This is a genomic window from Siccibacter colletis (genome assembly GCF_025914095.1).
GTDB lineage: Bacteria > Pseudomonadota > Gammaproteobacteria > Enterobacterales > Enterobacteriaceae > Siccibacter > Siccibacter colletis.
On the sequence record NZ_CP074352.1, the window covers coordinates 3047021 to 3059524 of the forward strand.

The 12504-nt window shown below is 56.6% G+C and carries 16 protein-coding genes and 1 other annotated feature; of the genes, 5 read left to right on the plus strand and 11 right to left on the minus strand.

From position 1 onward, the window contains the following. Positions 1-28: 28 nt before the first annotated feature. The gene (gene yfiH / locus KFZ77_RS14680; RefSeq protein WP_264384603.1) at positions 29-760 is read right to left on the minus strand and encodes a purine nucleoside phosphorylase YfiH; all 732 of its coding nucleotides are present in this window, start codon (positions 758-760) and stop codon (positions 29-31) included. After that, on the minus strand, positions 757-1737 hold the full coding sequence (gene rluD, locus KFZ77_RS14685) for a 23S rRNA pseudouridine(1911/1915/1917) synthase RluD (protein WP_264384604.1): 981 nt from the start codon (positions 1735-1737) through the stop codon (positions 757-759). The genes yfiH and rluD overlap by 4 nt, the downstream gene beginning before the upstream one ends. A 153-nt stretch (positions 1738-1890) precedes the next feature. Between rluD and bamD the strand changes: the two genes are divergently transcribed. From bamD to pheA, 4 genes are all read left to right on the plus strand, one after another. Further along, positions 1891-2622, plus strand: a complete 732-nt coding sequence (bamD, locus tag KFZ77_RS14690; protein ID WP_031523164.1) for an outer membrane protein assembly factor BamD — start codon at positions 1891-1893, stop codon at positions 2620-2622. 257 nt (positions 2623-2879) lie between these two features. Then, the gene (gene raiA / locus KFZ77_RS14695; RefSeq protein WP_031523162.1) at positions 2880-3227 is read left to right on the plus strand and encodes a ribosome-associated translation inhibitor RaiA; all 348 of its coding nucleotides are present in this window, start codon (positions 2880-2882) and stop codon (positions 3225-3227) included. Between the two features lie 99 nt (positions 3228-3326). Further along, positions 3327-3452, plus strand: a sequence feature (Phe leader region). Further along, positions 3328-3375: a pheA operon leader peptide PheL gene (gene pheL, locus KFZ77_RS14700; protein ID WP_121497579.1), complete on the plus strand. Its 48-nt coding sequence runs from the start codon at positions 3328-3330 to the stop codon at positions 3373-3375. Its footprint overlaps the feature before it by 48 nt. Positions 3453-3476: 24 nt before the next feature. Further along, positions 3477-4637, plus strand: a complete 1161-nt coding sequence (pheA, locus tag KFZ77_RS14705; RefSeq protein ID WP_264384605.1) for a bifunctional chorismate mutase/prephenate dehydratase — start codon at positions 3477-3479, stop codon at positions 4635-4637. Here the strand turns inward: pheA and KFZ77_RS14710 are convergent. The 3 genes from KFZ77_RS14710 to aroF form a co-directional block, all read right to left on the minus strand. Next, the gene (locus KFZ77_RS14710) at positions 4634-5506 is read right to left on the minus strand and encodes an SMP-30/gluconolactonase/LRE family protein (protein WP_264384606.1); all 873 of its coding nucleotides are present in this window, start codon (positions 5504-5506) and stop codon (positions 4634-4636) included. The genes pheA and KFZ77_RS14710 overlap by 4 nt on opposite strands. Positions 5507-5578: 72 nt before the next feature. After that, entirely contained in the window at positions 5579-6700 is a 1122-nt protein-coding gene (gene tyrA / locus KFZ77_RS14715; RefSeq protein ID WP_031523157.1) for a bifunctional chorismate mutase/prephenate dehydrogenase, read from the minus strand. Between the two features lie 9 nt (positions 6701-6709). Beyond that, positions 6710-7780 (minus strand): 3-deoxy-7-phosphoheptulonate synthase AroF, encoded by a 1071-nt coding sequence (gene aroF / locus KFZ77_RS14720; RefSeq protein ID WP_264384607.1) that lies wholly within the window; start codon positions 7778-7780, stop codon positions 6710-6712. Positions 7781-8048: 268 nt separating this feature from the next. Between aroF and KFZ77_RS14725 the strand changes: the two genes are divergently transcribed. Beyond that, positions 8049-8426 carry a DUF2799 domain-containing protein gene (locus tag KFZ77_RS14725; protein ID WP_264384608.1) on the plus strand — a complete coding sequence of 126 codons (378 nt, stop codon included), beginning with the start codon at positions 8049-8051 and terminating at the stop codon, positions 8424-8426. Between the two features lie 28 nt (positions 8427-8454). On the opposite strand, the gene KFZ77_RS14730 is transcribed toward KFZ77_RS14725, so the two are convergent. From KFZ77_RS14730 to rpsP, 6 genes are all read right to left on the minus strand, one after another. Further along, the gene (locus KFZ77_RS14730; RefSeq protein WP_264384609.1) at positions 8455-9825 is read right to left on the minus strand and encodes a PepSY-associated TM helix domain-containing protein; all 1371 of its coding nucleotides are present in this window, start codon (positions 9823-9825) and stop codon (positions 8455-8457) included. A gap of 60 nt (positions 9826-9885) precedes the next feature. Further along, the gene (locus KFZ77_RS14735) at positions 9886-10332 is read right to left on the minus strand and encodes a DUF2946 domain-containing protein (RefSeq protein WP_264384610.1); all 447 of its coding nucleotides are present in this window, start codon (positions 10330-10332) and stop codon (positions 9886-9888) included. Positions 10333-10491: 159 nt separating this feature from the next. After that, positions 10492-10839, minus strand: a complete 348-nt coding sequence (gene rplS / locus KFZ77_RS14740) for a 50S ribosomal protein L19 (protein ID WP_002914145.1) — start codon at positions 10837-10839, stop codon at positions 10492-10494. 43 nt (positions 10840-10882) lie between these two features. Next, positions 10883-11650, minus strand: coding sequence for a tRNA (guanosine(37)-N1)-methyltransferase TrmD (gene trmD / locus KFZ77_RS14745; protein WP_264384611.1), 768 nt, complete (start codon positions 11648-11650; stop codon positions 10883-10885). Between the two features lie 31 nt (positions 11651-11681). Further along, positions 11682-12230 carry a ribosome maturation factor RimM gene (gene rimM, locus KFZ77_RS14750; protein ID WP_031523145.1) on the minus strand — a complete coding sequence of 183 codons (549 nt, stop codon included), beginning with the start codon at positions 12228-12230 and terminating at the stop codon, positions 11682-11684. An 18-nt stretch (positions 12231-12248) separates the two neighbouring features. Beyond that, the gene (rpsP, locus tag KFZ77_RS14755; protein WP_031523143.1) at positions 12249-12497 is read right to left on the minus strand and encodes a 30S ribosomal protein S16; all 249 of its coding nucleotides are present in this window, start codon (positions 12495-12497) and stop codon (positions 12249-12251) included. Positions 12498-12504 lie beyond the last annotated feature (7 nt).

Here is a 12504-nt window from a genome sequence, read left to right on the forward strand (position 1 = left end):
CCGCACTGGATCGTCTTGATTCAATAGGTTATATCAGCCAGATGAAACTTGCCAGGCGGCCTGTGGTTCTGTCGCGACGCCAGGAGAAAAAGGCGTCGGCTTCGCTGAAAGTACAGCGGTCGCCGCCATAGACGGCGGTCACCCCTGCCGTAGCCAGACGCTGGCGCGCCAGCTGATAAATATTAGCCATGTATTTTTCGCCTTTCGGCACGAACGCCGCGTCAGCCTGGGCGTCATGTGCCATAAACGCTTCCCGGACCTCCCCTCCCACTTCGAAAGCATCAGGGCCGATGGCGGGCCCCATCCAGGCGATGAGGTTTTCCGGTGCGTCGGTAAAACAGGCGACGGTTTCTTCCAGAACGCCCTCGCAGAGGCCGCGCCAGCCAGCGTGGGCGGCGGCAACTTCAGTGCCGGCTTTGTTACAGAACAGCACCGGCAGGCAATCTGCGGTCATTACAGCGCAGACCGTGCCGCGCTGGTTAGTCCACGACGCATCAGCACGCTTAACAACTGGCGGTGCGCCGGTCAGCTTCAGCACGTCGCGGCCATGCACCTGCTCCAGCCATACCGGTTTTTGTGGAAAACCCGCGGCGCGATGAAGCCGTTCACGGTTCTCGTCGACATGCTGCTGATTATCCCCGCAGTGCGCGCCCAGATTGAGCGAGTCGTAAGGCGGCAGGCTCACCCCGCCGATACGCGTTGAGCTGCACGCCTGCACGCCCTGCGGCAGCGGCCAGTCGGGAATAATCAGTGTTGTCATAGCCAGTCCACGCTGTCTTTGTGTTCTTCGTAATCGTTACGCAGCGCCTCGATGAGGTCGACCATATCCTGCGGGATTGGCGCGTTCCACTCCATCAGAATGCCGCTGATCGGATGATAAAGACGCAGCATGGTCGCGTGCAACGCCTGACGGTCGAACTTGCGCAGCGTCTGAATGAAAGCTTCTGACGCCCCTTTCGGCGGACGCGGACGGCCACCATAGAGCTGATCGCCCACCAGCGGATGGGTAATATGCGCCATGTGAACGCGGATCTGGTGAGTACGCCCTGTTTCCAGGCGCAGACGCAGACGGGTGTGGATACGGAAGTGCTCCATAATCCGATAATGCGTTACCGCCGGTTTGCCCATCGGGTGTACCGACATATGGGTGCGCTTGGTTGGATGGCGGCTGATCGGCTGCTCCACCGTACCGCCGGCGGTCATATGACCGATGGCTACCGCTTCGTATTCGCGGGTAATTTCACGCAGCTGCAGCGCTTCTACCAGACGGGTCTGCGCCGGGACAGTTTTTGCCACCACCATCAGGCCGGTGGTGTCTTTATCCAGACGGTGAACGATACCGGCGCGCGGTACGTCAACGATAGGCGGATAGTAATGCAGCAAGGCATTCAGCACCGTGCCGTCCGGATTACCGGCTCCTGGATGCACGACCAGATCGCGCGGCTTGTTGATGACGATAATGTCTTCGTCTTCATAAACGATATTCAGCGGAATATCCTGAGGTTCGAAACGCGCCTCTTCTTCTATCTCAGCATTGATAGCAACGCGTTCGCCGCCCAATACTTTCTCTTTCGGCTTGTCGCTGACGACGTCATTCACCAGTACGCGCTGGTCGAGGATCCATTCTTTTATGCGCGAACGTGAATAATCAGGGAACAATTCGGCCAAAGCCTGATCTAAGCGTTGACCGAGTTGATTCTCGGACACCGTTGCGGTGAGTTGTACTCGTTGTGCCATATACAGCTTCTTCGTTAACGTTGGGTTTTACGGCTTAGCCGTATAATATGTGCCTTGAAGTATGACGGGCATAGTGTGCTATTGTAGCTGGTCTTAATCGGGAGCAGGAACAGGTAAGTCTCCCGGAAACATTCTGAGGAAAGTCAAAACGTCATGACGCGCATGAAATATTTGTTGGCAGCTGCCACGTTGAGCCTTGCTCTGGCGGGCTGCTCCGGTTCTAAGGACGAGGTTCCTGATAATCCGCCCTCTGAAATCTACGCGACTGCTCAGCAAAAACTCCAGGACGGTAACTGGAAAGCAGCAATAACGCAACTGGAAGCGTTGGATAACCGCTATCCGTTTGGGCCGTACTCACAGCAGGTGCAGCTGGATTTGATCTACGCATATTATAAAAATGCCGATCTGCCGCTGGCTCAGGCTGCCATCGACCGCTTTATGCGTCTGAATCCGACTCACCCGAATATCGATTATGTAATCTATATGCGTGGCCTGACCAACATGGCGCTGGATGACAGCGCACTGCAGGGCTTCTTCGGCGTGGACCGTAGCGACCGCGATCCTCAGCGCGCGCGCGAGGCGTTCAACGACTTCTCTAAACTGGTGCGCGGCTATCCGAACAGCCAGTACGTGACCGACGCGTCTAAGCGCCTGGTCTATCTGAAAGATCGTCTGGCTAAGTATGAGCTTTCGGTCGCGCAATACTATACCGATCGTGGCGCATGGGTAGCTGTGACTAATCGCGTTGAAGGCATGCTGCGTAATTATCCGGATACGCAGGCGACTCGCGATGGCCTGAAACTGATGGAAAACGCCTATCGTGAACTGCAGCTGAATGCGCAGGCAGACAAAGTGGCGAAAATCATCGCTGCCAATCCGAGCTGATAACGTCAGAACGCAAAAACGGCAGCCTGTGGCTGCCGTTTTTTTATGCGATTCGTTAACCGCTTCATGCAGGTCATCCCATCAACTATGGCCTGTTTTAATGGGCTTCTCAAGTTCTCTCTGTCCTCTCCCTGTCGGTAATCACAAAAAACATTCATTGACAAAAAGTGACGAAAAAAAGTGACTCAAATCACACATTTTGACCGTTGAGGCGTTATGCTGAAGTTACCAAGACGGAAAGACGAGAGGTAACATTTATGACAATGAACATTACCAGCAAGCAAATGGACATCACCCCGGCAATTCGCCAGCATGTCGCAGACCGTCTCGCCAAGCTCGAAAAATGGCAAACTCAGTTAATCAATCCGCATATCATTCTCTCTAAAGAGCCGCAGGGCTTTGTGGCCGATGCCACCATCAACACGCCAAACGGGCAACTGGTTGCCAGTGCGAAGCACGATGATATGTACGCCGCCATTAACGAGCTGATCACCAAGCTGGAGCGCCAGCTCAATAAGGTTCAGCATAAGGGCGAAGCTCGCCGTACTACCGGCTCCGTTAAAGATATGAGCCTCGTCGAGGAAGTCGAAGAAAAAGAAGAGTAACTCATCGCCTTTTCTTCATACGCGCCTGCGGGCGCGTTTTTTATTGACACAAGGAAAACCCAGCGGGTACTTTACTGAGAGTAGCCAACAGAGATCCCCAATGAAATTACTTCCGTTTTTCTTCGCATTCTTTTTTACCTTCCCCTGAACGGGAGGCGTGTCGTCATGTGATAAAGAATGCGAAGACGAACAATAAAGCCTCCCACACCGGGAGGCTTTTTTATTGATAACAAGAAAAAAGGTGGCGTTATGACAGCGGAAAACCCGTTACTGGCCCTGCGTGAGAAGATCAGCGCGCTGGATGAAAAATTACTGATGCTGCTGGCGGAGCGTCGTCTGCTGGCAGTTGAGGTGGGCAAAGCCAAGCTGACCACTCATCGCCCGGTGCGGGATATCGATCGCGAGCGCGACCTGCTGGACCGCCTGATTCAGCTTGGGCAGAAGCAGCAGCTGGATGCGCACTACATCACCCGTCTGTTTCAGTTGATCATCGAAGATTCGGTGCTGACGCAGCAGGCGTTACTCCAGCAGCATCTCAATAAAACCAATCCACGTTCGGCCAGAGTTGCGTTTCTTGGCCCAAAAGGCTCTTACTCTCACCTTGCGGCGCGCCAGTATGCCGCTCGCCACTTTGATACGTTTATCGAGAGCGGCTGCGCAAAATTCCAGGACATCTTTCAGCAGGTTGAAACCGGCCAGGCCGATTACGCGGTGGTACCGATTGAGAACACCAGCTCCGGCGCGATTAACGATGTCTACGATCTGCTTCAGCACACCAGCCTGTCGATTGTCAGCGAGCTGACCATTCCCATCGATCACTGCGTGCTGGTGTCTGGCACCACGACGCTTGAGCAAATCGACACGGTTTACAGCCATCCCCAGCCGTTCCAGCAGTGCAGCCAGTTTATTAACCGCTACCCGCACTGGAAAATTGAATACTGCGAAAGCACCTCCGCGGCGATGGAGAAGGTCGCGCAGGCGAATTCACCGCGCGTCGCTGCGCTCGGGAATGAAGCTGGGGGTAGTCTCTACGGGCTGCAGGTGCTGGAGCGTAATCTTGCCAACCAGACCCAGAACATCACCCGCTTCATCGTGCTGGCGCGTAAAGCCATCGACGTCTCGGATCAGGTTCCGGCGAAAACCACCCTGCTGATGGCGACCGGCCAACAGGCAGGGGCGCTGGTTGAAGCGCTGCTGGTGCTGCGCAATCACAACCTGATCATGACCAAACTAGAGTCCCGCCCGATCAACGGCAACCCGTGGGAAGAGATGTTCTATCTCGATATCCAGGCGAACCTCGAATCAACCAGCATGCAGGCGGCCCTGCGCGAACTGACCGCCATTACCCGTTCGCTGAAGGTGCTTGGCTGCTACCCGAGCGAGAACGTCGTCCCGGTCGACCCGGCTTAAGCTTCGCGGAACGGCCCTTTCTTCATCCCTGCCACCGCCACCGGCAGGGTGAAGATCGCCCCGGAGAGCGGGCGCGCCTGCAGCTCCTGCTCATCCATGTTCTCCCGCGTGGTGGTGATATACAGGGTTTTCATCTGCTCGCCACCGAAGCACACCATCGTCGGACAGCGCACCGGAAGACGGTAGCTCTCCAGCTCCTCCCCCTGCGGTGAAAAGCGCGCAATGCGATAGCCGTCGAACAGCGCACTCCAGTAGCAGCCCTCCACGTCCATAGCCGCGCCGTCAGGAATGCCCTCGCCTTGCGCAAAGGTTTTAAACGTCGCACGGTCGCCCGGTTCGCCGTTGTCATCAAGCGGCGTGCGCCAGATAATGCCGTTGGGCGTATCGGAGGTGTACATCCAGCGGCCGTCCGGGCTGAACGCCAGACCGTTGGCACCGTGAATGTCACACTGGATAACATGCGGGGTCAGATCGTTATCCACCCTGACCAGCAGCGCGCCGTTATAGTCTCCCGGACCCCAGAAGGTGCCGGCGTAGAAGCGCCCGTGATGATCGGTGCCGCCGTCGTTAAACCGCGCCAGCGCCGGATTGCTGGGGTTATCGCACACTTTAGTAACCAGCGTGCCGTTCTCGTCCGCCAGCCAGATGGCGCTGCGCATCGCAACGATAAACCCGCCCTGCTCACGCAGTGCAAAGCATCCTACCTCCTCCGGAAAGCGCAGCACCCGGTGATCGCCGCTTGCCGGGTGATAGCGATGGATTTCTCCTTCAAGGATATCGGCCCACCATAGCGCCTGCGCTTCTTCCTGCCAGACCGGGCATTCCGGCAGATGCCCGATGTAATCGAATAGCGGTTGAGGTTCAGTCATGCTCACACTCCCGTTGCGAAAAAAAAGCCAGCGGGTTTCCCCACTGGCTTTTCAGTATATCCTGCTCTGGCGTTACTGCCGGATATCATTGGCCTGACGCAGCAGCGAGCGGCTTTCGCTCTGGAAGCGCGTGGCGTAGTCGCCAAACCAGTGCTCCACCTTGCGGAAGCTGTCGATAAACGCCTGCTTGTCGCCCTGCTCCAGCAGCGCAATGGCCTCCCCGAAGCGCTTGTAGTAGCGCTTGATCAGCGCGAGGTTATCCCCGGACGACATAATGATGTCGGCGTACAGCTGCGGATCCTGGGCAAACAGACGCCCGACCATCGCCAGCTCCAGGCGGTAAATGGGCGATGACAGCGCCAGCAGTTGCTCCAGCTGAACGTTTTCTTCCGCCAGATGCAGACCGTAGGCGAACGTCGCGAAGTGGCGCAGCGCCTGAATAAACGCCATGTTCTGATCGTGCTCCACCGCGCTGATGCGGTGCAGACGCGCACCCCAGACCTGAATCTGCTCCAGCAGCCACTGGTAGGCCTGCGGCTCGCGCCCGTCGCAGTACACCACCACCTGCTTGGCAAGGCTGCCGCTGTCCGGGCCAAACATCGGGTGCAGCCCCAGCACCGGGCCAGCGTGGGCTTTCAGCATCGCCTGCAGCGGACCGTTCTTCACCGACGCCAGGTCGACCAGGATACAGTCATCCGGCAGCGGCGGCAGCGCGGCAATTACCTCTTCGGTGACGTGGATTGGCACGCTGACGATCACCATACCCGCATCGTCTAACAGTGCCGGCGCGTTGTCCCAGTCGGCCTTTTCGAGAATGCGTACCTGGTAACCCGACAGCGTGAGCATTTTTTCGAACAGTTGCCCCATCTGCCCGCCACCGCCGACAATCACCACCGGCCGCAGCGCGGGGTGCAGCGTTTTGAAGCCTTTATCGTTCTCGCTGGAGTAGGACTCGCGCATCACGCGGCGCAGCACGTCTTCAATCAGATCCGGTGGCACGCCAAGCTTTTCCGCTTCGGCACGGCGCGACGCCAGCATTGAGGCTTCACGCTCCGGCACGTAAATCGGTAAACCATACTGGCTTTTTACTTCGCCCACCTCGGCCACCAGCTCCAGTCGCTTTGCCAGCAGGGCCAGCAACGCTTTATCTACTTCATCAATTTGATCGCGTAACGCGGTCAGTTCTGCAGCCATGTGTGCCTCTTATCCGCGCCGCGCCGACAGGGCGTTATTCAGATCCTGATGAAGCTCGCTCAGCAGCGCTTCGGTGGTTTCCCAGCTGATGCAGGCATCGGTCACCGACACGCCGTACTTCATGGCGCTGCGTGGCTGCTCGGAGGACTGATTGCCCTCGTGCAGATGGCTCTCAATCATCAACCCGATAATCGAACGGTTGCCGTCTTTGATCTGTGCGACCACGGATTCCGCCACCGCGGGCTGACGACGGTAGTCTTTATTAGAGTTGCCGTGGCTGCAGTCCACCATCAGCGCCGGACGCAGACCCGCTTTTTCCATCTCCTGCTCGCACTGCGCAACATCCGCCGGGCTGTAGTTAGGCGCTTTGCCGCCGCGCAGGATCACATGCCCGTCCGGGTTGCCCTGGGTTTGCAGCAGGCAGACCTGACCGGCCTGGTTGATACCCACAAAACGGTGCGGCATCGCCGCAGCACGCATGGCGTTAATCGCCGTAGCAAGGCTGCCGTCGGTGCCGTTTTTGAAACCTACCGGCATCGACAGGCCAGACGCCATTTCGCGGTGCGTCTGGGATTCGGTGGTACGCGCCCCGATGGCTGACCAGCTAAAGAGATCGCCGAGGTACTGCGGGCTGTTCGGATCCAGCGCTTCGGTCGCCAGCGGCAGGCCGAGGTTAACCAGCTCCACCAGCAGGCGACGCGCAATTTTCAGCCCGCCTTCCACATCAAACGAGCCGTCCATATGCGGGTCGTTGATCAGCCCTTTCCAGCCCACGGTAGTACGTGGCTTTTCAAAATAGACGCGCATAACGAGGTAGAGACTATCGCTGACCTGTTCAGACAGGGTTTTAAAACGACGAGCATATTCAATCGCGGCTTCAGGATCGTGGATCGAGCAAGGTCCACACACCACCAGCAGACGCGGATCGCGACCGGCAATAATATTCGAAATGGTCTGACGCGATTCGGCGATTTGCGCTTCCTGCGCCAGGCTGAGCGGGAATTCTGCTTTCAGCTGTTCCGGGGTGATGAGAATATGTTCGTCGGCGATATGTACGTTGTTCAGCGCGTCTTTTTGCATGATGGCGATCCTCGATGTGCTCGTTTGCGATAGTCGTTCCTCGTAGAGGAGCCATCACAATATCATAAGCGGTAAACATTTCAATCCAAAATACGTACACTTATGTTTACATTACGCATTTAATAGCTGCCTTTAATCACGAAAACACCCTAATTTTGTAAACCTATGGTTACACCCCTTCACAGGCGTCACTTTTTATTGCCGCTGACGGCTAAATACGTGGTGGCTCGCTATGCTTTAAGAAGGTATTCAGTAAGGAAACGCGCCCATGTTACGTTCAATGTTGCTCGCCATCGCTTTTATCCTGACCGGCTGTCAGCTGGCGCCCGATCTCCCCGCTTCTGATACCGGCAAAACCGACTGGTATCAGGCAGGGTATGACGATGCGATCGCCGGGGCGGTTGTTAAAGATGACGCCACCCTGGCGGCAAACTATAACGATCTGAAACCGGACCGCAGCCGCTATATGAAAGGTTATGCCAGCGGACAGAAGAAAATCTGTCAGCCTGAAGCGCTTTACGCCCGGGGCGTGAACGGCAAACTCTATCCCGCCAGCTGTGACGGGCTGAACAATGCCGGACAGCTGCGTGAGGCATGGCAGCGTGGAATGGATCAGGGCGCCCGTGACGCCCTTGAGAAAAAATAAAGCGCCGTGGCGACACGGCGCCCTGCGGTTACGTGAAAGAAGAGTGGCGCGGCGCGGGTCTGGCACTGCGCCAGCGCAGAATATCAACGATAAAGAACAGCAGCATGCTGACCCCCATCACCGGCAGCGCAATGCCCAGTCCCAGGGTTATCAGCAGCGTCAGGCATTTTCCCCCGGTTCCCAGCGCCTGCCATGTCTGAGTGATGGTTTGTGCCGGGCTGGCCGCTGCACCAGCAGGACGCTTAATCCACCACATCCGGTAGCCCACCACAATCATCACGCATAGCCCGATACCGAAAGCGATCAGCAGTAGCTGGTTCGGTAACCCGAACAGCACGCCCATATGCAGATCGACGCCCCAGCGCGTCAGCTTCGCCATCAACGGGAAATCGGCAAAGTTAACCTTATCAACCACCACCAGCGAAGCGCCATCTACCGCCACGGCGTCCACCTGCGTCGGCCAGCGGCGGTCAATTTCGGTCACGGTCCAGGCTTTACCGGCTTCGCGCGGCGGGCATATCTCCAGCATACCGGCATCAATACCCGCCCGGCGCGCCGCGGCCAGCACGCCGTCGAACTGCTGTGAGGCGATATGCAGCGTCGGCATGTCCGCCATATCGTGATGCATATGGTGTTCAGCATGGGGATCGTGCACCTCCGGGGTGGTGCCGTGCAGCGCGGTATTCACCTGCGGCGTCAGCCAGCCAAACGCGGTACGGAGCTTATCGACATTTCCCCCGGCCCACTGCGACCAGGTCAGACCGGTCGCCGAGAACAGCAGCATGCCCGCCAGCAGCACCCAACCCAGCGTGACGTGCAGCCGCCGCGTTTTCTGAAAGCGGTTCTTCAGCACTTTGCGCGGGCGAGTCATCCACCACAGCACGATGCCTCCGAGCGCGGCAACCCACATCCAGGACGCCGCCAGCTCGCTGTAGAGACGCCCGACATCGCCAAGCAGCAGCGAGCGGTGCAGATAGTCAATCCACTGGCGCAGCGGCAAGATCCCGCTGGTGCCATATACCGTCATATCCCCGCGTACTTCCAGCGTAACCGGATCGATAAAAACAGCCCGGTTTTCCGAAACGCCCAGCGCCGGGTCAGCATACATGACGCGTGTGGTTTCACCGGTTTCAGCCGCAGGACGCACGGCGTGCAGGCGCAAATGACCGCCGGTCACCTGCTGCGCAACGTCGATCTGCTCAGCCAGTGGATGCGCCGGTCCGCGCGCGTCGCTGAACAGTGCCCGGCTGTAGAATGTGTTTTCCAGCTGCGGCGTTGCCACATACAAGGTGCCGGAGAGCGCGGCGATGAAAATAAACGGACCGACGAACAGCCCGATGTAGAAATGAATACGTCGCAACAGGGTTAACCACGCCTGTCGCGGAGTGCAGGTAGCCATACTTTTTCCTTAACGGATGAAAGCCAACGCGTTACGCCGGAGCGCAACGTTTGTAAGTTATCAACGGGAGAAAGCAGGCAGGTGCGGCGGGGCGCGGGTATGGGGATAGAGCCAGGGAATAAACAGCCAGATAGAGAGGGTCGGTGGCGCAGGCGCGATGCGCTGAAGCCGCAGCGAGCCGCCCAGCATCACTACCGCCAGCATCAGCAGGCCTGGCATATGGGTGAGCAACACGCAGTAACCACATGCCCCGGCGTGCTCCATCAGCATTAAGGCATCCTGATGCTGCTGGCTGAGCGTCGGCTCAGGCGCGTCGTGATGCGCCATGCCTTCATGATGAGCGTGATGTTCCGGCATCATCATGCCCGGCATATCGTGATGCATCATCTGCACCGGCGAATGGGACGCCAGCTGCAACGTAATCGACACCAGCGGCGCAAACACGATAAGCAGCATGGCGAACAGAGCCAGGCTTGCTGCTTGCAGTGTGGTTTTACGCGGCGTCATTACGTGTGTCGATCCGGAAAATGAAAAGTGCCGGCATTGTAGCGGATTTGCTGGCGCAGTGTTACGGCTGAGGCGCGCTGGCGGGCGTTTTTACAAACGCGCATAAAAAAAGCCTGGCAGATGCCAGGCTTTTTCATTGGGATGTCGCGAAAGCGAATCTTAGTTAAGACGCTCTTTAATACGAGCAGACTTACCAGTGCGCTCACGCAGGTAGTACAGTTTAGCTTTACGTACAGCACCACGACGTTTAACAGCAATGCTGTCAACTACCGGAGAGTGAGTCTGGAAGACACGCTCAACGCCTTCGCCGTTGGAAATTTTACGAACAGTGAATGCAGAGTGCAGACCGCGGTTACGAATAGCGATAACCACGCCCTCGAATGCCTGCAGACGTTTTTTGGAACCTTCAACAACCCATACTTTCACTTCCACGGTATCACCCGGACGGAAGGAAGGTACGTCCTGCTTCATCTGCTCTTGTTCAAGTTGCTTAATAATGTTGCTCATAATTTAATCTCTTATCCTGGGTAAACTGATAATCGGGCGCGTTTTACGCTTGCCCATCATGTTTATGTTGCTGTTGTGCGTGTTCACGTTGGAACTCCGCCAGCAACCTTGCTTGCTCTTCAGTCAGAGCCAGGTTTTCCAGAAGTTCAGGTCTTCTAAGCCAGGTGCGGCCCAGCTGCTGTTTCAGACGCCAGCGGCGGATCTCTGCATGGTTACCCGACAGCAACACCGCCGGTACTTCCATGCCCTCTAACACTTCAGGACGGGTGTAGTGAGGACAATCGAGCAATCCATCCGCAAACGAATCTTCAGTTGCGGAAGCTTCATGGCCCAGTACGCCCGGAATAAACCGGGAAACCGAGTCAATCAGCGTCATTGCCGGTAACTCACCACCGCTGAGTACGTAATCACCGATTGACCATTCTTCGTCAATTTCGGTCTGGATCACGCGCTCATCGATCCCTTCGTAACGACCGCAGACCAGAATTAACTTCTGATGTGCCGCCAGTTCACTGACGCCCGCCTGATCAAGCTTGCGTCCCTGAGGTGAAAGATAGACCACCTTTGCGCCTTCGCCAGCAGCTGCTTTCGCTGCATGAATGGCATCCCGCAAGGGTTGCACCATCATCAGCATCCCCGGTCCGCCGCCGTAAGGACGTTCGTCCACGGTACGGTGCCGGTCATGAGCGAAATCACGTGGACTCCAGCTCTGGATGCTTAGCAGGCCTTTTTTTACTGCCCGGCCAGTTACCCCGTAATCGGTAATTGCGCGGAACATCTCAGGAAACAGGCTGATTATGCCAATCCACATAGTGCCGTTTCTTACCGTATTATCCGGAGGTTCAAAAACCAGGATCCCAATCTACTTCAATGGTTTGAGTAGCGAGATCGACTTTCTTGATAACCTGCCCATCGAGGAACGGAACCAGCCGCTCCTTGATACCGAACGCATCTTTCAGGTTTGCCTTGATGACGAGAACGTCATTAGACCCGGTTTCCATCATATCGATGACTTTACCGAGGCTGTATCCTTCGGTGGTGACTACCTGGCAACCGATAAGGTCTTTCCAGTAGTAATCGCCCGCGTCCAGATCCGGCAACTGCGAGGAATCCACGATAATTTCGCAATTAGTCAGTAGATTCGCGGCATCACGGTCATCAACGCCTTTCAGCTTGATAACAATGTCCTGATTGTGGTGACGCCAGCTTTCCAGCTCAACCATCTCCCACTTACCGGCACGCTGGATAAACCAGGGCTGATAATCAAAAATGCTTTCGGCGTCTTCGGTGGAGGAAAACACTCTGAGCCAACCACGAATACCGTAGGTCGAACCCATTTTCCCCAATACGATTGGGTTAACAGGAACCTGCGCTGCGAGTTGCTTGCTCATCATGACCACCGTGACAGATTAAGCTGCTTTCTGTGCTGCTTTGATCAGCGTTGCAACGCGATCGGAAATGGTCGCGCCCTGGCCAACCCAGTGAGCGATACGATCCAGATCCAGGCGGGTGCCTTCTTCTTTCTCGTTAGCGATCGGGTTGAAGAAGCCAACGCGCTCAATGAAGCGACCGTTGCGTGCATTGCGGCTATCAGTAACGACAACCTGGTAGAACGGACGCTTTTTAGCGCCGTGACGAGCTAAACGAATAGTTACCATAACATCC